Source organism: Pseudomonas sp. 22189, from assembly GCF_052045635.1.
Lineage (GTDB): Bacteria > Pseudomonadota > Gammaproteobacteria > Pseudomonadales > Pseudomonadaceae > Aquipseudomonas > Aquipseudomonas parakoreensis.
Genome location: NZ_JBQEPG010000026.1, coordinates 1 through 23,126, shown reverse-complemented (window position 1 = coordinate 23,126; position 23,126 = coordinate 1). Strand labels below are relative to the sequence as shown.

19 protein-coding genes and 1 pseudogene are annotated in these 23,126 nt (G+C 54.7%); 13 read left to right on the top strand and 7 right to left on the bottom strand.

What is annotated here, in order from left to right:
• Nucleotides 1–155 precede the first annotated feature (155 nt).
• The 5 genes from ACTJKS_RS22835 to ACTJKS_RS22815 all read right to left on the bottom strand — a co-directional run bounded on the left by ACTJKS_RS22835 (nt 156) and on the right by ACTJKS_RS22815 (nt 4,737).
• Nucleotides 156–425, bottom strand: coding sequence for a hypothetical protein (locus tag ACTJKS_RS22835; protein ID WP_150295850.1), 270 nt, complete (start codon nt 423–425; stop codon nt 156–158).
• Entirely contained in the window at nt 422–1,402 is a 981-nt protein-coding gene (locus ACTJKS_RS22830; RefSeq protein ID WP_440829010.1) for an integrase domain-containing protein, read from the bottom strand. Before ACTJKS_RS22830 ends, ACTJKS_RS22835 begins: the two co-directional genes overlap by 4 nt.
• Nucleotides 1,386–1,739, bottom strand: coding sequence for a hypothetical protein (locus ACTJKS_RS22825; protein ID WP_440829009.1), 354 nt, complete (start codon nt 1,737–1,739; stop codon nt 1,386–1,388). The genes ACTJKS_RS22830 and ACTJKS_RS22825 overlap by 17 nt, the downstream gene beginning before the upstream one ends.
• Nucleotides 1,732–3,132: a YfjI family protein gene (locus ACTJKS_RS22820; protein ID WP_440829008.1), complete on the bottom strand. Its 1,401-nt coding sequence runs from the start codon at nt 3,130–3,132 to the stop codon at nt 1,732–1,734. The genes ACTJKS_RS22825 and ACTJKS_RS22820 overlap by 8 nt, the downstream gene beginning before the upstream one ends.
• 1,068 nt (nt 3,133–4,200) lie before the next feature.
• Nucleotides 4,201–4,737, bottom strand: a complete 537-nt coding sequence (locus tag ACTJKS_RS22815) for a LasR-specific antiactivator QslA (protein ID WP_063323003.1) — start codon at nt 4,735–4,737, stop codon at nt 4,201–4,203.
• 533 nt (nt 4,738–5,270) lie between these two features.
• Here ACTJKS_RS22815 and ACTJKS_RS22810 point away from each other — a divergent pair.
• The 7 genes from ACTJKS_RS22810 to ACTJKS_RS22780 all read left to right on the top strand — a co-directional run bounded on the left by ACTJKS_RS22810 (nt 5,271) and on the right by ACTJKS_RS22780 (nt 13,792).
• Nucleotides 5,271–5,603, top strand: a complete 333-nt coding sequence (locus tag ACTJKS_RS22810) for a hypothetical protein (RefSeq protein ID WP_063325169.1) — start codon at nt 5,271–5,273, stop codon at nt 5,601–5,603.
• A gap of 367 nt (nt 5,604–5,970) precedes the next feature.
• Complete coding sequence (locus ACTJKS_RS22805; protein WP_440829007.1) at nt 5,971–6,315, top strand: hypothetical protein; 345 nt, start codon at nt 5,971–5,973, stop codon at nt 6,313–6,315.
• A gap of 4 nt (nt 6,316–6,319) precedes the next feature.
• A complete protein-coding gene (locus ACTJKS_RS22800) occupies nt 6,320–6,955 on the top strand; it encodes an AbiTii domain-containing protein (protein WP_440829006.1) in 636 nt (211 codons plus the stop codon).
• Between the two features lie 167 nt (nt 6,956–7,122).
• Nucleotides 7,123–8,151 (top strand): DUF4238 domain-containing protein, encoded by a 1,029-nt coding sequence (locus ACTJKS_RS22795; RefSeq protein ID WP_440829005.1) that lies wholly within the window; start codon nt 7,123–7,125, stop codon nt 8,149–8,151.
• A 431-nt stretch (nt 8,152–8,582) separates the two neighbouring features.
• Complete coding sequence (gene drt3a / locus ACTJKS_RS22790) at nt 8,583–9,929, top strand: antiviral reverse transcriptase Drt3a (protein ID WP_440829004.1); 1,347 nt, start codon at nt 8,583–8,585, stop codon at nt 9,927–9,929.
• A complete protein-coding gene (gene drt3b, locus ACTJKS_RS22785; protein ID WP_440829003.1) occupies nt 9,922–11,970 on the top strand; it encodes an antiviral reverse transcriptase Drt3b in 2,049 nt (682 codons plus the stop codon). Before drt3a ends, drt3b begins: the two co-directional genes overlap by 8 nt.
• Before the next feature lie 439 nt (nt 11,971–12,409).
• A complete protein-coding gene (locus tag ACTJKS_RS22780; RefSeq protein WP_440829002.1) occupies nt 12,410–13,792 on the top strand; it encodes a HEPN domain-containing protein in 1,383 nt (460 codons plus the stop codon).
• 366 nt (nt 13,793–14,158) lie between these two features.
• Here ACTJKS_RS22780 and ACTJKS_RS22775 read toward each other — a convergent pair whose 3' ends face one another.
• The gene (locus ACTJKS_RS22775; RefSeq protein ID WP_108181626.1) at nt 14,159–15,199 is read right to left on the bottom strand and encodes a DMT family transporter; all 1,041 of its coding nucleotides are present in this window, start codon (nt 15,197–15,199) and stop codon (nt 14,159–14,161) included.
• A gap of 205 nt (nt 15,200–15,404) precedes the next feature.
• On the opposite strand from ACTJKS_RS22775, the gene ACTJKS_RS22770 reads away from it, so the two are divergent.
• From ACTJKS_RS22770 to ACTJKS_RS22755, 4 genes are all read left to right on the top strand, one after another.
• Nucleotides 15,405–16,328 (top strand): PliI family lysozyme inhibitor of I-type lysozyme, encoded by a 924-nt coding sequence (locus ACTJKS_RS22770; RefSeq protein WP_262949280.1) that lies wholly within the window; start codon nt 15,405–15,407, stop codon nt 16,326–16,328.
• An 84-nt stretch (nt 16,329–16,412) separates the two neighbouring features.
• Entirely contained in the window at nt 16,413–17,819 is a 1,407-nt protein-coding gene (locus ACTJKS_RS22765; protein WP_440829001.1) for a DUF2252 domain-containing protein, read from the top strand.
• A 220-nt stretch (nt 17,820–18,039) separates the two neighbouring features.
• Nucleotides 18,040–18,627, top strand: a complete 588-nt coding sequence (gene rimJ, locus ACTJKS_RS22760; protein WP_262949277.1) for a ribosomal protein S5-alanine N-acetyltransferase — start codon at nt 18,040–18,042, stop codon at nt 18,625–18,627.
• A 30-nt stretch (nt 18,628–18,657) separates the two neighbouring features.
• Complete coding sequence (locus ACTJKS_RS22755; RefSeq protein WP_262949275.1) at nt 18,658–20,136, top strand: ArnT family glycosyltransferase; 1,479 nt, start codon at nt 18,658–18,660, stop codon at nt 20,134–20,136.
• Nucleotides 20,137–20,213: 77 nt separating this feature from the next.
• On the opposite strand, the gene ACTJKS_RS22750 is transcribed toward ACTJKS_RS22755, so the two are convergent.
• On the bottom strand, nt 20,214–20,885 hold the full coding sequence (locus ACTJKS_RS22750) for a histidine phosphatase family protein (RefSeq protein WP_145597189.1): 672 nt from the start codon (nt 20,883–20,885) through the stop codon (nt 20,214–20,216).
• A 255-nt stretch (nt 20,886–21,140) separates the two neighbouring features.
• Here ACTJKS_RS22750 and ACTJKS_RS22745 point away from each other — a divergent pair.
• Together ACTJKS_RS22745 and ACTJKS_RS22740 are read left to right on the top strand one after the other, a co-directional pair.
• Nucleotides 21,141–22,154 (top strand): annotated as a pseudogene (locus ACTJKS_RS22745) (methyl-accepting chemotaxis protein); the annotation flags it as partial.
• 42 nt (nt 22,155–22,196) lie between these two features.
• Nucleotides 22,197–23,060: a methyl-accepting chemotaxis protein gene (locus tag ACTJKS_RS22740; RefSeq protein ID WP_371260362.1), complete on the top strand. Its 864-nt coding sequence runs from the start codon at nt 22,197–22,199 to the stop codon at nt 23,058–23,060.
• The last annotated feature ends 66 nt before the right edge of the window (nt 23,061–23,126 follow it).

The following is a 23,126-nucleotide window of genomic DNA, read 5'->3' as shown; positions in this document are numbered from 1 at the left end:
GTACGCGCCACCGGCTACGATCCGCGTCTTGTAGTAGGGCGAAAGGAGTGACGACAGTTGCCAGATCTCTGGTATGCCTGCGCTTTTTCAGCCAAGCCCCTGAGTATGGGAAGGCTCCGCATTCCCATACTCAGGGGCTCACGCTTAAAGGTCTATCAGGCAACCACGACTTTTGCTTTTCTGCGGCGGATCAACCCTGCTGTTAAGTCGTAGTAGTAGACGGTAGATGGAGCTGAGCATCGCAGGTAGTGCTCAAGAAACCATCTCACGTGCTTTTCTCTCCAGGACCAAGGAGTCGCGCAACCCCAACGCTCGCGAATCACCTCGTGCATCCTTTCTGCTTGCCTGATGTGCCGCTGCTGCGTGGCATGTGCACCTTTGAGCACGGGGCGCAGAAACAACGCTATGTCGAACTCGGCCATCATTGCCGACCTCCGATGTAGGCACTCACCACATCGATGCGGTTATGTCCCAACTCGTGGCTGATCTGCATACGGGCTCGCTGATCGAGTGCTCGATCCTCTTGATGAACACGACCACCATTAACGGGTGCGGGGAAGCCCGTCAGTTGTTCATAGCGCTCACAGGCGTAAGCTGCCCGCAGCTCATGAAAGCCTTTCAATCCATGTTCATGCAGGAGGTCCCGGGCCGGTCGCACAACTGATTGCATAAACTCTTTGTAGCTCTCGTTTGGAGCCAACAGGTTCCGACTGCCATCGGGTGAGGTCGCGCTGGCCCAATCTAGGGCATCGCGAGCTTGATCCGTTACCGTAATCCAGCGCGGTGCCGAGGCCCCTGATCGACCACCTTTGGTGCCATCCTGGATGTTGATCTTGCCCAGTTGCCGAATTTCACGTTGCAGTCGGGGCAGATCGGCCAAGATCGCTTCGCGCAGGCGCATACCAGTCTCACGGGCGAGGAGCACAATGGCACTCACCCTCGATTGCTGACGATCTGACAGCGCCCGTGCGATCAACTTGACCTGCGCACGGTCTTGGCCATGCGGAGCCTCACTACGCACGCTTGAGCGCTGCAAGCCCAGCGCCTTACTCGGACTCGGGATTTCGACGTACTGATCACCGCGCAGCGCGGCCATCGTTCGGTTTACGCTGGACAGTCGGTTCTGCGCGGTGGCAATGCCGACGTTGCCCTGATCAACCTGCTCCCGCACGTGGATGGCGTACCGTATGAGGATCTCGCGGTCTATCTGGCGCGCGTCGTTGACCCTCGGTCCTTCATCGGATCGACACCAATGCACGAACGCCTGCCAGCGATCACTATGAGCTTTGACGGAAGCAAAATGGCCGTCGCCAAACAGGTCTTTCAGTGCTTGCGGTCCAGCATAGCTAAGCTGGCGACCGAAGCCGAAATTGCGCCCCGCTCGCTTACCGATCCGAGCCATTTTTCTGTTCCTGATCGACTGCCGCGAGATCATGCAAAAGGGCTCGCCAGTGCGCACTTACAATCGCGAACTGAGCCCAATCAGTCGGACGAAAACACAGCGTGTTGTCGGTGACGTAAAGATGCGCCCCCTCCTCTTTCAACCATTGAATAATGGCTGTCGTAGAGGCGATAGCTTTATGGGTGGTGGCGACACTGGCGACAGCGGCGACAACCCTCGTCCTGCTTGGTTTTGAGCGTGGCGACAAAGTGGCGACAGTAGCGGCGACAAATCGCGCTTTGGGCTCCTTTTGACGCTGAGCCAGATGGTTGCGCAGCGCTTCATCAAGATTAAACATGGCGCACCTCGAAGGTGTGGCCGTCAGTGATGAGCCACTGATGATCAATCAATTCGACCAACAGCTTGGCGGTATGACGACTGCTCTTACGGGCAAAGCGGGGACCGTTGCGATTCAATTCACGAATACTGAAACGCTTCCAATCTTTGACCTGTAGCCATCGCAGCAACCGGTCCGCCTCTTCCTTTACCCGACACACTGGCTCCTGCTCAGTCAGGCGCTGGATCTCGGTGAGGTAGTAGCCGACTAAAGCGGAGGCCCGTTGGATATGGTCGACCTCCACGACGCTGCTCTCCTCCACAACTGCAAGAATGCCGGCGACGCGCAGCAGGTTATCGGCGGCCTTTGATCCGCTGGGCCGTACGCTGGCCAGCTCGCCAAACTCCCCCAGCTGAGCTTCGATAGCATCATGCAAATCAATCCAGCGACGGCGGGCTAACGGACTCAGTGTCAACGGTGATAGCCGCAAGGCACCGTCAGCGGAAAGTGACCAAGGCTGATGAAACAGGGCCGAAAGACGGTAGTGATATCGCTTTAGGGCGGGGTCTTTGGACAAGTCGACAGACTGGTAACTGCGTTGTCCGGCCAGGCTGGTGGGCCAGGTGATGAGGCAGCGACCGAGAATGCCTTGCCCCTGCAGCAATGGGTCACTGAGTAACTGCATGGCTAGATACGGTTGCAGCATCAGGTGCAGGCTTAAGCGTCGATCGTAAGCTCGCAAGCTTTCACCCGCCATAGACCGCGCGCGATCTATCGGACTGCCGTCCCAGAGTGACGACAAGGTCGTAACCGCTTTCAAACGGTTATCTCGACTCATGGTGCTGCTGCCGAGGAATTGTCCCCCTTCATCGCAGAACAACCCCATGCTCGGCAGGTCATGGCAGAGCCCCTTGATCAGGGCCTCGATCGTCGGGTCTGTGGTGATCAGCCGAGGGGCCGAAGGCTCCGCTTCGAACGGTACGCTGTTTGTGGGGGCGGGATCGGCAGGATTGATACGCTGCGCTTGTCGCTGTGCGGCACGGTGCCGAAAGAGCTGCTCACGATAGTGTTGCCACTGTTCACGCTCCCATTGGCGCGCTGGCAGCAGTGCGGATCGGTCTGCCGCGGTCTTGCGATCACCGGACGCAGCCACCGTGATCAGGTACAACGACAGGGGATAATGTCTCCCGTCGAGTTGTAAGCCCGCATGACCTTGAGTGGCCAGCGCCGAGGCGGCCAACACCGATTGCGCGGCCAGTGCCTGAGGCACGCCGATGACCTCGGCTATGCGTTCGACTGCTGGCCCAAGAATTCCACCCAGTGCCTGGACTGGATAAGGCTCGGCCACGGGATTCGACTCAATCAGGGGTCGAGACGGTCGTGATAGTTCAAGCTTCGGATCTAACTGCTGCATGGGTCCTCTCCTCGGTGATTGCTGGTTGTCCTCACGTAGTCCCGCCACGGCTGTTGAGTGTTATCAGGGATCAAGGCCCCTGCGGCCTGCGAGGTGTTCACTGACGCGGAACGCACGGCTCCTTACGACCGGGAGCGAGGGCATAAACCCATGAATCTGGCCTCCTTAGACGCATCCGAAGATGCGGGCGGGTGGAGGCTGCGCCGACTGACGAGTTCGGCACCTGGAGATCCTGGGCAGGAGAAGGCAAAGACATGGACACCTGGGGCATGCCTGACTGTCAGTCAGGTGCAGCCTTTCCATAGGCTGCGGCACCGGTGTCTGTGTCGTTGCTGATGGCGACGAATCGGATTTGTCAGTCCGATTGTCACGAAGAGAGTTGCGGCAATGCCTTGTTCGACGTGGCCTGCAGCAGTGGTACGAGCGCCCGTCTCTTTCCAGGATAAAGAGACGGGCGCAGTCTGGCGCAGCGAAGTGTGCTGAAAGGTGAGGTTGCTGCAACGCAGCGAGGTAGGTCCATCGTCTGCCGCAGTAGGCAGATTGGTCGAGTAGGCATCCATCACTCTTGGGAGTGACCGTGCGAGCCGCCGGACGCTAATCGCACTTGGGGAAGAACCACCACGCGAGTGGCGTAGCCTTAAAGGTTCTGGCTACCTGGGCAGGTGCTGTCAACGACAGCGATCCGTGCGCCAATTGTTATACCCACTCGAAAAGGCGGTCAAGCGGCACCGCCAATGCGCTGAGAAAGTGGCGACTGTCGCCACTTCTGTCGCCATGCTCCAGACCACGTTATACGCGCGTTGTCGCCACTGTCGCCGCTGTCGCCATACCTATATCCATGCCCAACGAAAGGATCCGCTTTGACACTGAAATGGCCCTGCGCCCGATACAGATCACGAGCAATTACTGACGGGTAAAAGAAGGCTGGCGCTGATCAAATTTGAAATGAAAGAGGGGAACGCGGTGGCTGCGAGGAAAAGCGAGTGAACCCTCCGATCGGCGCGATCAAAGATCGCTTAATCGGAGGGTTTGGCGGGAAAAGCAAAGTCTCAAACGTCAATTACAAACTCAGGCATCGATGCTGGTTGACTGGGAAGTGACTGCATCACGTCGCATGATCAGCGTTTGCTGCAATCGCAGCAGAAAACCTGCTTCAAATGCTTCTTGGGGGTCACCTGGACGATGATGCTTTCGGTTTTGCGCCAGTGCCCACCACAGCGGCAATGATGAACCATCGAGCCAGGTCTCAGCGCACCGAACGCCGTCCTCAATCATCGGGCGGAATTCATTGCCCCATGGTGTTCGAAGACCAGGACAGCCTTCAGCTGAAGGGACAGAGACGTACTCACCAACCTGTTGATGAACGCGCTGAGCTGGGATACCGGACAAACATCGAAACGCCTTGTCGAACAATACAGCCGCGTCATCCAACAGCTCTACCGCCAGCTCAACATCCTGTGGAAAATGAAGCAGGACGCTCTGTGCTCCATTAAGCCGAAGTATTGCAGCCTGCCGTAGTTTAATCGCTGCATCTTCAGGGGTAAGCGATGAAGTATCGATGCTGTTGGGTTTGGGTAGGCCAATGAGAAGCGAAAGATCAAACATCGCGGAATCCTCCGAGATATTGTGCAGCTTGAATCATTTGGCCAGGGTGGCGCACGAGCTTAAAAGGGGGACAGGTCATTTTCCTTATCTCCTCGGACAGTTAAGGAGCCGTCCACCCAGCCGTTCTGACACGAAATGGGTGGCGGACCGTACGGGGGTCAGAAACCGGCGTCCGAGGGAACCGGCCAGGCCGAAGCCTGCCCCGCACGGACCGCCATAGAAAAGCAGCAGCTAAGCCTATGTAAGCACTTAATAGCTGGCTATGGCGCTATGCGCCTCGAACAATTCAGGTTCTGACACCCGGCCACGGGATTGACCGTGACGGGACAAAGCGTAAATGTGAAGCAGTGACAACACAAGCATGCAGTATCAATAAGCTATACATCGAATGAAGCTGCCAGCCAGATGATGACGCTCGACGGTGACTGGTGGCCCTCCACCGCTTCAGGTCTGACCTAGCGACGAATAATGCAGAGTCCGACCACGCTGATAGAATCGGCATGGTTGTACATAACGCCCTTCTGAGAAATGTTATGAATACAGAATTGACGGAAGAAGAGATGCGCCGGGCGCTATTCGGTGATTCTCAGTCCCCTGCGCCAGCATTTAACACACACGTGCAAGACACCGTCTCGGATGTCGTGATGGTACAACCGGTAAACGCAGCGAAGAAAAAGAAAGTCTCAAAAGGCTTCACGCCCAGGCTGAGAGTCACGCTGCGGGTGGGAAATGAATTTGAAGGCAAAATGCACGAGATGGTGCATGAGGCCGATACGCTGAGCTCAATAGTTGCGGAGCAAGAAGCTACAAAGACGGCCAGAAAAAAATTCAGGTTTGTGGAAGTTGTATCGGTCAAGTCGATGTAAGCGCCCCCTCTAACTTGGCACTAAATCGCTTTCTGTTACCGCGGGTCACCCGACCGACCAGTTCGTGTCGATTGAGGCCTTAAACCTCAGTTACGCTAATCATATCGCAGGCTGGATTTAACACTGACGCTCCATCCAAAGTCTTGATACTTAACTGACCGCCAGCTCCCCGCAGCCGAGGGTAGCGACGGGCAGAAACCGGCCAATAGCTGCCATCCACGAGCGTCTGCTTTCAGCTGTGGATTCAACCGGTCAACGCTACAGATGAGAGGCGAAAGACTGTCCGGCAGCGTTTCGAAGTTGCCACACTTATGGCGAAACTGGATGATGTAGTGTCAAGTCGCCATCTCGGAGTGAGGCAGCCCCTATGAGCAAAACGAACAACATCTCCATCGGATCGATGCACAACTCACAAGTGCAACAAGATGCTCAGCACTCAAGTCAGCATATCGACCAGAGTGTTCAGCACCTTGATCTGAACGCCTTCTTGGAGGCCTTCGCTCAAGACATTTCGAAGATCAACGATCAGGTAGTCGCGGCGGGGCTGCGATCAGACGTCGACACAATTAGGGTGCAGAACAGCTCGCCGGCTCCGAAGAAGGGCATCATAAAGGAGTGCTTGGGCTCGATCAGAACCGTCTTGGAAGGCGCTGCCGGCAACGTACTCGCCTCATACCTACCGGCAGTAATCACCTTCATGGGAGCGCTCTGACTCCATGGACAGCCTGGTATTGGACCTACAGAGTGACGTGCTTGATCGGACAATTCACCTTCCAGATTTGTTGCGTAAGGCTTTGCTCGTGTCCAGAAAGCTCAAGATCAAGGACATCGAGGAATGGCTCAATGACGAACTGAACGGATACGAAACACGCTCGGTACCCAGCTACCGGATCGTGACGGGCGAACTGAAGGCTTTCAATCCGTACAGGGGGTGGATTCCTGTCGACATGGGCGGCGAGCTACATGCATCTATGTGTGAACACCTTGCACGCGACTCAGTGAGCCAAATTATTGATCTGGTGGAACGTACAGATACCGGAACAGTGATGGTGAAATTTCCTGCTGATCTAAACACGGCGTTCAGAAATCTCATGAGGACAGATTTTGAGCCGGCCCTGCACGTGCCAGTACACCAACTGGTTCGCATTCTGGACGTAACGAAAACCAAGATCATGGACTTTGCCCTGGATCTTGAAGCGCGAGGGATACTTGGCGAGGGAATCCGCTTCAGCAAGACCGAGGAACAGCTTGCGCAGTCGATCACACACAATACGATCCACATCGAGAGAATGGAAAACTCTCAATTGCAGCAAGCCACAGAGGGATCAGGACAGATCAGAACTAGGCAATAAGTGGTGACTGTTCGCGGTTGTCCCTTCTTGGCAGCTACTGCGATGCGTCTCTCTTTCTACGGGTTCTCGATCACACCGGAGTGGTTCGTTAGGAATCGAACAGCGGATATCTGACACACCCTGGATAGGGCTGTCCCAGGACAGATTAATGAGGATGAAGCGCCACGATGGAAGGCATCAAAAAAGATAACCACTATGTTCCCCAGGCATACCTGAGGCAATGGTTGATCAATGGTAAAATCCTCACTTACAGGCTCCTAGTGCCGCATGAGAAGTGCGAGCATTGGAAGCCTCACTCTCCCAAAGGTATTGCAAAACACCAGCACCTTTATACCTATTTCTCGGGCTCTAAAGACAGCGATGAGATTGAGCGCTGGCTTGATCGTGAATTTGAGCAGCCTGCATTGGTGTCGATAGCTAAGGTAGTGAATGAGACTCAATTGAGTGTCAAGGATTGGAATAATTTGTTTCGCTTCGCCGTAGCGCAATCGATTAGGACGCCTACAGGCATGCAGAGCTTCATGAAGCGCCAGAACGAAACGCTCGAGGCTCTTTTGTCTGAGTCGATGGAGGAGTCAATTGCCAAAGTTGAAGCAGCTTTGGCTTCTGGTATCAAACTTGAACCCGCATCAGCTGTAGACCCATACAGCAAGCTGCCCCTTAAGCTCCGTCGCGTGAAAGATGAAGATGGCTCAGAAGGTATCGAAGCACGGGTACTGAACGGGCGGAAGTTTTGGATTTGGCAACTCGAACACATCCTCAAAAACACAATCCATCGTATGCCAACTCATCGATGGACCATCCTGCACGCCCCCACTGGAGTCACTTGGCCAACAACAGATAATCCGTTCACAAGGCTGGGAGTGGGGGCGAGCGGAGAGCTGAGCCTTGAAGGCGGCTGGGGGGTACAAGGAACAAGACTTTTCCTTCCTCTAAGCCCGAAGCACCTCCTATTTGCATGTGTCGGCCAGCGCCCCCCTCCGCGAGGCAGTACGGTAAGCCTCTCCGACGCGGCATTTTTTCGTACGATGATCATCAATGGCGCCAGCCGCTACATATTTGCGACGGATACACGGGATATCGTTGAGTTCAGGCCACGCACCGTCTCGCGTGAGCTATTTGCTGCAGAGGCTAAGCTGTGGGCGGATTGGCATGCAAGCCAATCAGAAGAGGAAGCACAGTACCCTAACCTTTAACCTATCTTGCCCCCGAGGCGATTGATAGAGGGGAGTGAGTTGCCGTGTATGGTCGCAGGATTACCCTTCGCCAATAGCAGCTATGGGTCGTGATTGCGGCCCTTCGTGACAGGCAGCAATCGGCCAAAAGCGGACGCTTACACGCTATCGCCATCGGCCAGACGCGGACGCGGACGCGGACGCTCGTAGGCAACGCTGAAGGCCAATATTTCCCCTCTGCAACACCAGAAAAAAAGGCCAAATCGCCCCATCGCATGATTTGAAAGTCGGAGGCTCCTCATACAAAACGCAGGCGTGAAGCTTAAACGGGCATTACCTAACCATATTTAATTTAGACCAGTACTGTGACTCGCAAATCGGTTACAGTTTCTTTGACAGCACATCGAAGTTGGCGGCTAGCAAGAACAAATTATGGAAGGGTCATATCGTCTATGGATCAGTCTTTCTCAATAAAAAATCTTAATGAGCTGCTCAAAAACGATAGAGAAAAAGGTGGGGATCTTGAAGAGCGATATATTCCTGCTGCCTTCGATATAAGAGTAAAACTATATGAGTTAAACAAGCTTAAATCATTTTCTAGGTACCGATTCCGTACTGGAAAAATAACGCCCGCTTTCTTTGAACGACGTATGTCACGTCTGACTATGGTTATAGATAAGCGTAAGATTCAGCACGGTCGCTTAATTGATCTTGAGCTTGAGAAAGTCTCTAAGATAGTCAGTGGTAAAGAGTTTCGAATAAATGTCGCTCTCCTACCCATCCTTGTTGGCGGAAAAAAAGTATACGGCGTTGGGAATACTTTAGATCAAGTTCTGGCAATTAGGTTTGTTCAGAGAGCGCTGAAGGTTTTGTACGAGCTCCGCATGCCGTCCCGCGACATACTAGTTAGCCAAATAAAATCGCTGGCTTTAGACGGCGTACCCAAGTACATAATAAGGTCGGATGTAGAATCGTTTTATGAGTCTGTAAGACACAAGGAACTACTAGATGGCATTCACCAAGCCCCAGAGCTATCGGTACTGATAAAAAGAATTTTAACGCGACTCATGAAAGATTATTTGGTCGTTTCTGGGGACGAAAGCGGATTGCCGCGCGGAATAGGAATAAGTGCATACCTATCTGAAATATATCTGTCGAGTATTGATGCCGAAATTAGACGGCAAGATGACTTATTTTATTACGCCAGATATGTTGATGATATGGTTCTTATGTACTCCCCGCAGAGAAAGGAGCTTGCAGCGAAGTATTTAGAAACGCTCAGCGAAATATTGCGCGGAAAAGGACTGAGATTTAATGACAAAACGAAACCCATTGACTTGCTCAGTGAGTTCAAAGGTAAGTTTGATTACCTTGGTTATACATTTGATGTATCTAGTAGTTCCCCCGGCGTCCAACTGAGCCAGAGGAAAATAAATAAATATAAATCGCGCGTTGATAAGGCTTTCTCGGATTACAACTCCAAGTTTACATTCATTCCAGAGAAGTCTGAAGACGAATTGATGCTCAGATGTCTTTTCTTAACTGGGAACATGCGGCTGTTCAATAGGAAAAGCAATGCTTTCATCGGGGTGTATTTTAGCAATAAACATATAACTGATACCAAGCAGCTTTCCGGGCTGGACCACTACTTTCGCAATAAAATTAAAAGCGTCGCTAGTCCGTCATTGGTAAGAAAGCTCTCCAAGCTATCTTTTGAAAAAGGCTTCAAAGAGAAATTATTCAGAAATTTTGACTCCAAGGAGCTTTCAGAACTTTCGCGAGGCTGGAAGCATGTCTAAAAAGAAAGCATTATCTATAAATTTTCCTATAGAGCGTGTGGTATTGTCTGACGTGCTTCCATACGAAGTACCAATAGTCTTTTCGAATAGGTACTTTTATAGATTCCTATGTGAACATAGTGTTAAATTTAACGACAACAGAATTTCATGGAGGTTTAGGGATGATGTACTAGATAATCTTGTGAAGATGGCTTTAGGCGTTCATCCTGATAAAGTTGTAAGCCATATCGTAGATAATAACAAATCTGTATCCATAATCGACCTAGATAAATCAGACATCGTTCATACCGTTCCTTTCCTATTCTCGACTACACATAAGCAGGATCAATTGCGCCAGTTGTCGCTAATGCATCCTAAGGCCCAGTTGCTTGTGGTAGATTTCTACGATCAATTTAAAGATCTGATGATTTATTATACTGGCCGAAGTGAATTTAGCTTGCGTTCACCAAGACGAGTTGCTGGGTGTACTTATATTGATTTTCGCTCACAAATTGAGCGGCAAGATAGATCTGATGCTTTGGTTGAAGTGGATGGAGAGAACTATGAGAACTTGAAATCCTTTTTTGTATACGAACGATTTAGTAATGTTTTTAAGTTTTATGAGTCAAGAGAACATCTTCGAAGTGAGCGCGATTTTAGAAGCCTAACTAAGTTCGATGTTTCAGGGTGTTTTGATAGTGTCTATACTCACTCGCTAGCATGGGCGGTATACGGAAAAGATTTTGCAAAACAAAACCTCAAAGCTATCTTAGGTTCATTTGCAGGTAAGTTTGACTCACTCATGCAGAGATTGAACCATAATGAGACCAACGGAATACTAATAGGTCCAGAGGTTTCGAGAATTTTCGCGGAAATAATTCTTCAAGCTGTTGATGTTGAAATTTCGGGCAAGCTACTTAAAAAGGGATATGTGCATAATTCAGACTTCAAGATCTATCGCTACGTAGATGATTATTTTGTCTTCTATAATAGTGATGAAGTATGCCACCAAATAAAGATGACGCTTCAAGAAAGTCTAAAGCTATATAAGTTGTCCTTAAACAAAGGGAAGGAAGAAACTCTGGCGCGCCCTATAATTACGCCGATATCTATCGCAAAAAAACGTATTTCTGATCTTTTTGATCGTGAGCTAGCCTATGAATTCGCTTCGGAAGTTAAGGATGGGGAAACACTGCCAAGGGGGAAGATTTACATAGGCGGCTCTTCACTTATAACTGACTTTAAATCTATCCTTGCGATTTCTGGTGTGAGCTATGGTGAAATTCTTAACTACTCACTTTCTGTAGTCGAGCGCAAAGTAGGCTCTTTGATTGATTCTTACAAAAAAATAGAAAAGGTCAGTGGTACCGACAAGAGTTTTTCAAAGTCAATGGAAGCTATTCTAGGTTTTGTGTTCTTTATCTATGCTGTATCGCCAAAGGTCAACACAACCATTAAGCTTTGTCGAATATGCCAGCGTGTTCTTTCTTTCTATAAATCTGATGCTATAGGGCTAAGCTATGAGGCATTAATCTCGCAAGTGATATACGAGAGATGTCGAAGTGTTATGAGTCACAATTCAGATGGCAAAAGTGCGAAGATTGAAGTTATGTATCTTCTGGTTTTAATGCGCCAGCTTGGTAAAAACTACCGCATAGATGAAAAAGTGCTTGGGTATAGCTTCGGTTTTGAATTTTTAGATGGGCGCTACCAAGTAAAATCCGGTCTAAATTACTTCTCGATAGTTACTCTTCTTTTTTATATAGAGAACAAAGCCCGATATTCATTGCTGAAAGCTGCTTTAGAAAAACATATCTTGGATAGATTCAGGCTGAAGCAGGATTCTTTGGTCGGGGATTCTGAAATGATACATTTGGCTTTAGACACTATCGCATGCCCCTTCGTGAGTAACGAGACCAAGGTTAGAATTTTGTCGTTGTACGGTTTGCCTGCGAACAACCTGCTGAGAATTCAGAAGTATAGTGAATATTGGTTCACCAAATGGGGAGAGTTCGACTTTTCTAAGGAGCTAGACGCTAAGGTCAGTCAGGAAGTATATTGAGGAGGATGCATCACGCACATAGAAGACCGTTTGCGGTCGCACACACCAGCATCATGGCCCGGTTGTTCTATGCACGAAAACCTGGCCTCGTCGAATCCTCGTGAGTTCTGCGGTCTTGACTCCTTCACTTTCCTCATAGCTTTAGGCCTGCGAGGGGAGTGAAGGATGCTTGATTATCTGAGCGTTTCAATACGCTATGCAAAGCTGCGCGTCTTCATAAGTCTATGAATATTAAGAAAATCTCTCTATCGTTCAAGCGATGATTAAGATTGCCTCTGACGCGTAGGATGCGATTATCCCGAGTGCTGAACTTGGCCAATAGCAGTCGTTCCAGAGTGTCTACCTAATCGGGGGGAGGGGGGAGATTTACCATACGCGTCTCGACAGACATAAGAGGCGCGGGCAGAGTGATTGCACAACCAGCCAGATGGATCCTGCTATGTACCTCTCACAGCCAATTGTTAAAAGAGGTTTCTTCTACAGTCCCGCAGATAGCGACAAGAAATATCCTGGCGTTCTGACCATCTCCGATGGCGGAGGAGTCGAACTGGAGCTCACTGCCGATGATTCAGCCTTCACCTCCTTTGAGGGGATGGAGGTTGGTCGTTTGATAGGTCTCGTTGAAGGGGGGTACGTAACCCTAGAGGGCTGTGGCTATCTAAACAAGAGCATTTCCTTTGGAATGCCCGCGACCTCCCGTATCGCAGCCCATATTGCCTTCGATGGCGTAGGAATGCCCGAACCGGGAAAATTTCTTTCGATGCGCTTTAGCGTAGACGGTCTAAGTGAATGGTGGAACAGATCCGCCTTCAAGTTCGACCATGGTGATAAGTTTGAAGATTTTACGCTCTCCGTTGACATACCTACTCCGCTAGAGTTTTCTCTTCAGGATGACACCCGTTTTCAAATTTCCTTAGATGCAAAGATACCGGGGGGACGAAAATTTCCTACTTTGGAACTGTTCCACCAAGCTTACATTCAGATAACTACGGCAGAGCCGAAACCATTTGAATATTTCCTTGAACTGTCCCACAAAATCACGAGGTTCTTCGCCTTTGTTATTGGTCGTCCAGTAGCAATTCACTCGCTTAAGGCAAAACTCGACGATCCGGAACTGGAGAGTCTGAATCAGTGGTTGTCGGTGTACTTTCGCAGCTTGAACTATCCGAGCCGGCAAGAAGGTAAGCCTCTTCACGTTCATGATATGCTTCTCAGCTATACGAACATCGGTACCCGCTTGGAGCCCATGTTGTCAAAATGGCTCAAAGAGTGCGACAACCTTGGGCCTGCACTTCACCACTATTACCTAATCCAAGACGGAGGCAGCTCTTTCGCCGATACCAAGTTCATCTCCATGGCGCAGGCGTTGGAAGCATTTCACCGTCGTACCTCTAACTCAACCAAGTGGCCAAAAGCTGAGTATGATCAGAAGGTTGTGGGGATCATCGAAGGGTGTCCGGACGCTGATAGGAGCTGGCTGAAACAGAAACTAAACTTCGGAAACGAAATCTCCCTTGCAGAGCGATTGGAACAAATGTTCTCCCCCTATCTAGCGGTCTTCGGAGGAGAAAAAGCGGTTGCTGATATTATAAGAAAAACGAAAAATACTAGGAACTACCACGCGCACTATGATCCTAAAGGTGCCCGAAAGGCGGTGAGAGGTGCTGCGTTGGTGGCACTGACTTTTAGATTGCAGGTCTTGTTCACACTTTGTGTTGTGGTTCGTTTGGGTTGTACAGTCGAGGAGGCCATGAATATAGCCAACGCTGGTCCTCTGGCACGTCTTCTTCAAAGCGCAACCAATATCGATGAGGCTAACTAGTACAGATTCAGGCGAATGTCTGCTTCTGGCCGGTTTCTGCCTGTTGCCACCTTCCGACTCGGATCGAGTGCTGCCCGTTGTCCCGCCTGCTGCGAGAAGATCACTGTTTATCATGGATGCGAAGCAAGGTTTTCAGATCGAATACAGGCGGGGGTCAACGGAGTGCTATCCCATGAGGTATTCCATTTGGTATTCCAATAAAAATACACAACTAATATTAACTATAATAATCAATAAGATAAATTACCGTTTCAGATTACCCCGGCCCACCAACTCTCAACGACAAAGCCCGCCCAGTGCGGGCTTTGTCGCATCTAACGCTTCACTCCCGCTTCACCACCAAACATCGCCCCCACGCACTCCAACTCAATGCCCATGCCGATGATGCACATCCGGAAAATGCGCATGACTGTGCCGCATCGGCGTATGCACATGCGGATGGCTATGCGGCTCCACCCCATCCCACTCAAACCCATGCGTATGTTGATGATGCTCATCGTGTGTATGCCGATGATCATGCTCAAGCCGTTCGTGCTGATGTTCATGAACATGGTTTTCCATCAGATGAATCCATACGCCCACGGCCATTAACGCTGCTGCGAGCAGGAACATCAGCGATATCGATTCGCCCAGCAGCAGAATCGAGATGCCTGCGCCGAGAAACGGTGCGGTGGAAAAGTAGGCGCCGGTGCGTGCGCTGCCGAGGCCGCGCAGGGCGAGGACGAACATTACCAGGCTGACGCCGTAGCCGAGAAAGCCGACGAGCAGGATCGGAAACAGCGAGGCGGCGGCGGGTAGTTGGCTGCCGATGAACAGGGCCAGTGTGCAGTTGACCAGACCGGCCACGAGGCCTTTGCTGCCGGCGATGAACAGTGCGTCCGAGGCCGAGACTTTACGGGTCAGGTTGTTGTCGATGGCCCAGCAAAAGCAGGCGAAAGCCACAGCCAGCGGCCCGGTCCAGTCCTGCGTCGAAACGGCCTCTTGTGGCCAGGACAGCACGACGCCACCGGCGACGATGGCGAGCATGCCGATCACAATTCGGCGGTCGGCATTTTCCTTGAACACCACCCACGCCAGCAGCGCCGTGAGCACGGATTCGAGGTTGAGCATCAGTGACGCGCTCGCGCCGGACGTTCGGGTCAAACCGAACATCAGCGCCACTGGCGCCAACACGCCGCCGAAGCCGATGGCACCGAGCAGCCATGGCCATTCACCGGTGCCGAGCCCGGAAGGTTTCCAGCCACGATCGCGGGCAAAACGCAGAACGGTCAAACCCAGACCACTGCCGAGATAGAGCAACCCGGCGAGCAGAATCGGCGAAATCTGTACCCCCAACAGTTTGGCGAGGGGCGTACTGGCGCCAAACAGCGCTGCCGCAATCAATGCGTAGAGAACGCTCATATTCATGCCGGGATCACTCGCTGGGGCCGATGGAATACCAGCAAGCATCATGGCAAAACTCAGGTGAGAATTATGTGAACAGCTGATTCGTGTCAGGGAACACGGCCTCGGGTACGTGCTCAAATCCAGCAACATTTAATCCGCGCAATCTCTGGGCGGTCGCTCGATGCAGCTTCTATGCTGCGAACATCGAGATGCAATGGAGTTGAAGATGAAGAGCTGGATCGCCGTAGCGCTGGCCGCGCTGATTTCCTTGTCCGTCCATGCGGCCGACGCCCCCACTGTGCGCGTCGAACCGATCGCGTTCACAACCAGTGCCGACAGCGTCCAGCGCAAACAGTCGATCACGGGTGACCAGACGGCGGAGTACCGGTTCAACGCCAAGGCCGGCCAGATGCTGACCGTCGACTTCAAGCCCTCCAACACCTCCGCTTACTTCAACATCGCTGCCAAGGGGGCCGATTACGCGCTGTTCAATGGCTCGATCATGGGCAATCACTTCCTCGGCACATTGCCCAGCGATGGCGAGTACACGATTCAGGTCTACCTCATGCGCAACGCCGCACGGCGTAATGAAGTGGCCAACTACGAGCTGGCGCTGAGGCTGGTCAATGGCGATGCCATCAGCCGTCAGCCACCATTCGATCAGACGCTGGAATTGCAGGGCATTGCCTTTCACGTCAGCACTGAACAGGTCGATGGCAAACCCACTTTGCATATCGCTCCCAAGGGGCTGGAGATCGACAATACGGTCATCATTCAGGCCCTCAGCGGTGAGGTGGTACGCGCCGAAGTCGCCGATCTCAATAACGACGGTTCCCCTGAACTCTATGTGTTCACCCGCTCGCCCGGACGCGGCATGCCGGGCGAACTGATCGCCTATTCGGCCAACAACAAGAAATCCCTGAGCGAAATCTACTTGCCTCCGGTCAGTGACAACCCGAAAACCGCCGAGGGTTATCAGGGCGAGGACTCGTTTGCCGTGGTGGAAAACAGGCTGGTGCAACGCTTCCCGGTGTATGACAGCGCCGACGCGGGTGCGGGTCGTACGGGGAAGATGCGTCAGGTTCAGTACAGGTTGGTGGCGGGTGAAGCCGGGTGGATTTTACGCGAGGACAAGGTCACGGAATTCTGAAATGACCGGGTGCGTTACGTCCGGCGGATAAACCCCTGAACCACTTCTACACTCACACCGCCCCCACTGCCACGACGAGCCCCCATGACCACCCTCCAAGACCGCATGAAGCAAGGCAAGGACGCCCGCAAGCAATGCTCGCGCAGCGCCCACGCCACCACCGGAAAAATGAGCCGCGATCCGATTCCGCTGATCAAAGCGTCGAGTCAGGGCCGCGTCGCTTCGCTGGTGGAGTTGCGTTACGGACGAATGCTGGTGTCGCCCTTCACGTTCTTCCGTGGCAATGCATTGCTGCAGGCGCATGATCTGTCGAGCACCGAGAACATGGGGCTGGTCGGGCCGATCTGTGGGGATGCACACTTGATGAACTTCGGCGGGTTCGCCACGCCGGAGCGCAATCTGTTGTTTAGCGTCAATGATTTCGACGAGGCGCATCCAGGGCCCTGGGAATGGGACGTGAAGCGGCTGACGGCGAGTTTTGTGGTGGCGGCGCGGGATTTGCGCCATGGCGAGTTGGTTGAGGAAGAGGTCTGTCGGCAGATGGTCGGTGCCTATCAGGCGACGATGCTGGAGTGTGCCGAACAGAGTGCGCTGGAAACCTGGTACGAATCGATCAAGTACGAAGACTTGCTCGATCAGGCACGCAAGAGTGCGCTGGAGCATGTGCAGCGTGCCGTCGATAAAGCCGAACGGCGCACCCATGCCGAATTGCTGCCGAAAATCAGTGAGCGCGACGCCAACGGGCGACTGGTCATTCGTGACGACATGCCGGAAATTTTCCACCTGCACAAGAACACCACGCTGCTCGACGCCGACGATGACTGGTTGCGGCTGGCAGACTGGCGGCCGTTGTTCGATACGTTCATGCGTGACTATCGCACCACGCTGCAGGCTGACCGGCGAGAATTGCTCTCGCGGTTTCACGTGCAGGATCTGGCGTTCAAAGTGGTGGGTGTCGGCAGTGTGGGCACCCGGTGTCTGGTGGCGCTGCTGACCGACGATCAGGAATTTCCGTTGTTTTTGCAGTTCAAGGAGGCGCGGCGTTCGGTGCTCGCCGACTATGTGAAGGCCAAGTCCCGCACGCGTCATGAAGGCCAACGGGTGGTCGAGGGGCAGCGCCTGATGCAGTCGGCCAGCGATCTGTTTCTCGGCTGGACCACCGGCCCCAACGGTCGGCATTTCTATGTGCGGCAATTACGCGACATGAAAATCTCCGCCGAACTGGAAAACTTCGACGCCGAAACCTTCGCCGCCTATGCCCGGGTCTGCGGTCGCGCACTGGCCCGCGCCCACGCCAAAGCCTCGGGCAATGCGGCGGTCATCAGCGGCTATATCGGCAAGGGCGATGCCTTGGCCGACGCCCTGTTCAAATACGCCCGCAGTTACACCGCGCAGAACGAACGCGACTTCGAACGTTTTCAGCAGGCTTGCCGCAAGGGCCGGCTGCGGGCACGTTCGGAAGCCGATTTCGCCGCGGATCACTTGCCTTGACGCGTAGCAGAGCGGTCGCTGCCGAGATGAATTTTTCTTCACTGCCCCCGTTCGATCAACACGGTACAGTCCGCTCGCTCATTCAAGAAACTACGGTTCGCCCGCGCTCTCCCGCGGGCTTTTTTTTGCCTGGCGTTTGCTGCGGAAACGATCCGCGCGGTTTGTTTTTTCCCGCCCCATGATCAATCCTGTCCCTCGACCTTGCCCACCGGAGCGCACGATGCCGCTGCTGACCTTGCCCTGCCAACGCCTGACGCTCGCCATCCTCGCCCCGGAACAGGCCGAGCTGGAAAGTGAATTCTACGCACGCAACCAGCGCCATCTCGCCCCGTGGTCGCCGATTCGCACCACCGAATACTTTTCCACCGAGCAGATTCGCCGACGCCTTGAAGTTCAGGCCAGTGCCTACGAGGCCGAGCTGGCGATGCATTTCGCCCTGCTGACGCCGGACGGCCAGCAGATGATCGGCGCGTGCAATTTCAGCGGGATCATTCGCGGTGCGTTTCAAGCCTGTTATCTGGGTTATCACATCGACCACGCGCATCAGGGGCAGGGCCTGATGCAGGAAGGCCTGGAGGCCGGCATCGGCTACATGTTCGACACGCAGAACCTGCACCGGATCATGGCCAACTACATACCCGGCAACGAGCGCAGTGCGCGGTTGCTGGAGCGTCTGGGTTTCGAACGCGAGGGCTACGCCAAGGCCTACCTGAACATCGCCGGGCGTTGGCAGGACCATGTGCTGACGGCGCTGGTCAATCCGGTGTTCGAGGCGCCGGAAAAGCGTTGGTCACGACAACTGGCGTGAGTTTCACAATTTGTTAAGCATTGGCGAAGTATGCTCAAGGCTCCTGCCCTTTCCGGTTGCCTGAAATCCATGCCGCGTGCCGCCACTTCGCTGTTTCTACTCGCCGCCCTGCTGTTTTTTTTCGCTTTGGGTAACCACCAGCTGCAAGGCTCCACCGAGGCCCGGGTCGCCGGGATCGCCATGGAGATGCACCTGGACGATGACTGGGTGACGCCGCGCCTGTTCGGCGAACCGTTTCTGGAAAAACCACCGCTGAGCCTGTGGCTGGACGCCGGCGCCATGCGCGTGTTCGGCGTTTCGCCGTGGGCGGTGCGGCTGGCGTCGGCGGTGGCCGGGTTGCTCAGTGTGATGCTGCTGTACGGCATGTTGCGCCGCTTCGGTCGGCCGAAAGCGCTGGCCTGGACGGCGGGGATTCTGCTGGCGACCATGGCCAGTTACTGGAGCAACGTGCGCGGCGTCGGCGAAGATGCGCTGCTGGCGCTCGGCGTGACCACGGCGCTGCTGGCGTTCTTTCAGGCGCAACGCGCACCGAACGCGGCTAACTCGCTGCTGTTTATCGTCGGCATCGCCATCGCAACGTTGAGCAAGGGCGTACTTGGACTGGCGATGCCCGGCGTGGTGATTTTCGCCTACCTGCTGGCGGATAACCTGATCGACAGACGCCTGAAGATCGGAGCGTGGCTGCGACCCGGCCTGCTCACGGCGGTGGGCCTGATTCCGTTGCTGATCTGGCTCGTCGTGCTTTATCAGCGCGGTGGCTCGCACGCCGTCGCTGAAGTGCTGCTGACCAATAGCGTCGGTCGCTTCAGCGGCTCGTTCGTCGAGGCCGGGCATTACGAGCCGTTCTATTACTACTTGGCCAAACTGCCGGAAGCGTTCCTGCCGTGGAACATTCTGGTCTATCTGGGCCTGTGGCATTTCCGCAAGGAGCTGAAGGCCAACCGTTACTTGCTGTTTTTCAGCCTGTGGATCGTCGCGCAGTTCATCATGCTGACCCTGGCCTCAAGCAAGCGCACGGTGTACCTGATGTCGATGACCCCGGCTGCGGCGGTGATCGCCGCCGAGTATGCGCGCGTGTTGTTCGAGCGCTTGCAGGCGCGTGAAAACGCAGACCGCTTTATCGGAAAAGTCGCCCGTCATCGTCAGGCAATTGCCGCCGGCTTGCTCACGATGGTGATCGCCAGCTACCTCGGCGCGGCCCAGTGGGCCTTGCCCAACGCTGATAAAGAACTGTCGTTCCTGCCGCTGACTGACCATATTCAGAGCCTGCAAGCCAACGGTCAGCAGGTCGCGCTGTTCCAGGCCAATGAGCGGGTCGGCGGCGCCAGCGTGTTCTACACCCAACGTGTGCTCAAGGGACTGGACACCGACGCGCAACTGCATGACTTCCTCAGTGCCTCGCCCTCGAACGTCGCGGTGATCTCCGCGGACAGCGAACCCGTCGCACCACTCAAAGTGCTGAAGACCATGATGGTCGGGCGCCAGGCGTACTACTTCGTCGGCTACTGACGCCCTTCGCGCCAGCCAATAAAAAACCCGCCGTCACTGGCGGGTTTTGTTTGGGCCGACGCTTTGCCCACCTCAGTTCATCGAGTGCTCACTGACTGCCAGTCGGAGGCTTCGATGAAGCCAAGCACGCGCGGGGCCGCTTTGTTCGCAGCGGAAACAAACAGCGAGGAGCCATAGCCCGGGTCCGAAACCGGCGAATTCAGATCCTTTTCCAGCTCCGCCATGCATTCGCTGTGGGTCACCAGAATCAGATTGCGCCCCGCAAGCTTGTGCGCCAGCGCTTCCTGCAGGATGTGGCCCTTGCAGCTGATCAGCCAGTCTTCGCCGCTGGCCGCGCGATTGAACATGTAACCGGCGGTCTGCACAGTGCGCAGCATCGGGCTGTTGTAGATATCGGCGTTATTCAGGCCCAAATGCTCGAACTGTGCGCCGACACCGACCGCGACACTGCGCGAGCGGTCGGTGATGCCGTCATCACCGCTCAGGCACGGCGCCGGCGAGTGATCGCAGCGCTCGACGTGACGCACCAGCACAATCATCTCGCCCTTGGCCCACCCGGCCGCCAGCGCGCGTGCACCGGACACATTGCCGTGGGCCAGGTCAGGCACCGCCGCCGGGGCGAGCAGCCACAGGGTCAGCGGGATCACCAGCAGCGACGCACCGAGCACCACCCACGTGTTGCGATAGCGGGCCAGCTTACTCAGGGAAATCGAGCGTTTGACGCCGAACAGACTCAGTCTCAATTCCACATCGGGCCGCCTCGTCGGCATCCATCACAGTCAATACGATGCGGCGAGGGTAGAGAAGCGGGCGTAAGTGGCGAGTGAAACGCATGTGAAAAAAGTCTTGAAATGCCCTTGTTACAAATTCCGTCGGACAAAATCCTTTCAGCTCTCGTGTTTGCGGCCGATACAGACCTGCTAACCCCCTTGCTGGCTCAAAAAAACAACAATCTTCCAGCCTGACCGACGATCAAGTAGCTCAACGTTCCTGGAGGAATTGTGATGAATAGCTGGTTCGGCAACATCAGCGTGAACATGAAATTGGGTCTGGGCTTCGGCCTGGTCCTGGCCCTGACCTGCGTCCTCGCCCTGACTGGCTGGACCAGCCTCGGCGGCCTGATTGACCGCAGCAACTGGATGAGCGACATCACCCAGCTTAATGCCGGCCTGACCAAGCTGCGCGTGGTGCGCCTGCAATACATGCTGACCAACGGCGACGAAACCGCCGCGCAGAATGTGCAAACCACCCTCGAAAGCTTCGCCGCGCAACAACAAGCGCTGATCAACAAGTTCAAGAGCCCGGAAAACGTCAAACTGCTGAAAGAGCAGGCCGCGACCATCGCCGAATACCAGACTTCGCTGAACAAGATGCGCAACGCCTACCGCACCGGCAACAGCGCCCGCGACGTGATGGGCAGCAACGCCGAGACCGCTTACAACCTGATCGAAGCGATCAGCAAGCGCGTGCAGCAAATGGACATGAGCGAGCAGCGCTTCGAGCAGTTCCAGGCTATCACCCAGGCCAAGGAAGCGTTCATCCTCGCGCGCTATGAAGTGCGCGGCTACACCGCCACCACCAACGCCGAAACCGAGCAGAAAGCCGTCGGCCAACTGGACGTGGCAATTGCCAGCCTCAAGCAACTGAACGTGCATTTCGCCGCGACCCAGCAAGACGCTCTGCGTCAGCTGGAAACCGCCCTGACCAACTACCGCAGCGCGTTGCAGGCCTACAAGAACGCCAACAGCGAAGCGGTGCAGGCGCGTAAGGAGATGACCGATCAGGGTGCGGCCATCGTCACCACCAGCGAGCAGCTGTACCAGATCCAGCTCGACCGTCGCGACATCGAAAGCGCCCAGGCCCGTACGCTCCAGCTGATCAGCACCCTGCTGGCACTGCTGGTCGGTGTGATTGCTGCGGTGATCATCACCCGTCAGATCACCCGTCCGCTGCAAGAAACCCTGGCCGTGGTCGAGCGCATTGCCAGCGGCGACCTGACCCAGAACGTCACGGTCACCCGTCGCGATGAACTCGGCGTGCTGCAACAAGGCATCGCCCGCATGGGCGTGACCCTGCGCGACCTGATCAGCGGCATCCGCGACGGCGTCACCCAGATCGCCAGCGCCGCCGAAGAACTCTCGGCCGTGACCGAGCAGACCAGCGCCGGGGTGAACAGCCAGAAGGTCGAGACCGACCAGGTGGCCACCGCCATGCACGAGATGACCGCCACCGTGCAGGAAGTCGCGCGCAACGCCGAAGAAGCTTCGCAAGCAGCAGCGGCCGCTGACGGCGAAGCCCGTGAAGGCGACAAGGTAGTGAATGAAGCCATCGCCCAGATCGAGCGACTGGCCAGCGAAGTGGTGCGTTCCACCGAAGCCATGAGCGTGCTGCAACAGGAAAGCGACAAGATCGGCAGCGTCATGGACGTGATCAAGGCCGTGGCCGAACAGACCAACCTGCTGGCACTCAACGCAGCGATTGAAGCCGCGCGTGCCGGTGAAGCCGGCCGTGGGTTTGCCGTGGTCGCCGACGAAGTCCGTGGCCTGGCGCAACGCACGCAGAAATCCACCGAGGAAATCGAAGGTCTGGTCGCCGGTCTGCAGAACGGCACCCAGCAAGTGGCGGCGGTGATGAACAACAGCCGCGCCTTGACCGACAGCAGCGTGGCTCTGACCCGCAAGGCTGGCGACTCCCTGGAAAACATCACCCGCACGGTGTCGAACATCCAGTCGATGAACCAGCAGATCGCCGCCGCGGCCGAACAGCAAAGCGCCGTGGCCGAAGAAATCAGCCGCAGCATCATCAACGTGCGCGACGTGTCGGAACAGACCGCCGCGGCCAGTGATGAAACCGCAGCGTCGAGCGTTGAACTGGCACGCCTGGGCGGTCAGTTGCAGCAGATGGTCAGCCACTTCCGCGTCTGATCTTCAGTCAGCGCCAAAGCGTAAATCCAATCGCGGGCAAGCCCGCTCCCACAGGAAACGAGTCGA

Bases quoted from the DNA above. Each gene is read 5' to 3' on its own strand.
- ACTJKS_RS22835 (WP_150295850.1), bottom strand. From the start codon at position 425: ATGATGGCCGAGTTCGACATAGCGTTGTTTCTGCGCCCCGTGCTCAAA.
- ACTJKS_RS22830 (WP_440829010.1), bottom strand. From the start codon at position 1,402: ATGGCTCGGATCGGTAAGCGAGCGGGGCGCAATTTCGGCTTCGGTCGC.
- ACTJKS_RS22825 (WP_440829009.1), bottom strand. From the start codon at position 1,739: ATGTTTAATCTTGATGAAGCGCTGCGCAACCATCTGGCTCAGCGTCAA.
- ACTJKS_RS22820 (WP_440829008.1), bottom strand. From the start codon at position 3,132: ATGCAGCAGTTAGATCCGAAGCTTGAACTATCACGACCGTCTCGACCC.
- ACTJKS_RS22815 (WP_063323003.1), bottom strand. From the start codon at position 4,737: ATGTTTGATCTTTCGCTTCTCATTGGCCTACCCAAACCCAACAGCATC.
- ACTJKS_RS22810 (WP_063325169.1), top strand. From the start codon at position 5,271: ATGAATACAGAATTGACGGAAGAAGAGATGCGCCGGGCGCTATTCGGT.
- ACTJKS_RS22805 (WP_440829007.1), top strand. From the start codon at position 5,971: ATGAGCAAAACGAACAACATCTCCATCGGATCGATGCACAACTCACAA.
- ACTJKS_RS22800 (WP_440829006.1), top strand. From the start codon at position 6,320: ATGGACAGCCTGGTATTGGACCTACAGAGTGACGTGCTTGATCGGACA.
- ACTJKS_RS22795 (WP_440829005.1), top strand. From the start codon at position 7,123: ATGGAAGGCATCAAAAAAGATAACCACTATGTTCCCCAGGCATACCTG.
- drt3a (WP_440829004.1), top strand. From the start codon at position 8,583: ATGGATCAGTCTTTCTCAATAAAAAATCTTAATGAGCTGCTCAAAAAC.
- drt3b (WP_440829003.1), top strand. From the start codon at position 9,922: ATGTCTAAAAAGAAAGCATTATCTATAAATTTTCCTATAGAGCGTGTG.
- ACTJKS_RS22780 (WP_440829002.1), top strand. From the start codon at position 12,410: ATGTACCTCTCACAGCCAATTGTTAAAAGAGGTTTCTTCTACAGTCCC.
- ACTJKS_RS22775 (WP_108181626.1), bottom strand. From the start codon at position 15,199: ATGAATATGAGCGTTCTCTACGCATTGATTGCGGCAGCGCTGTTTGGC.
- ACTJKS_RS22770 (WP_262949280.1), top strand. From the start codon at position 15,405: ATGAAGAGCTGGATCGCCGTAGCGCTGGCCGCGCTGATTTCCTTGTCC.
- ACTJKS_RS22765 (WP_440829001.1), top strand. From the start codon at position 16,413: ATGACCACCCTCCAAGACCGCATGAAGCAAGGCAAGGACGCCCGCAAG.
- rimJ (WP_262949277.1), top strand. From the start codon at position 18,040: ATGCCGCTGCTGACCTTGCCCTGCCAACGCCTGACGCTCGCCATCCTC.
- ACTJKS_RS22755 (WP_262949275.1), top strand. From the start codon at position 18,658: ATGCTCAAGGCTCCTGCCCTTTCCGGTTGCCTGAAATCCATGCCGCGT.
- ACTJKS_RS22740 (WP_371260362.1), top strand. From the start codon at position 22,197: ATGGGCGTGACCCTGCGCGACCTGATCAGCGGCATCCGCGACGGCGTC.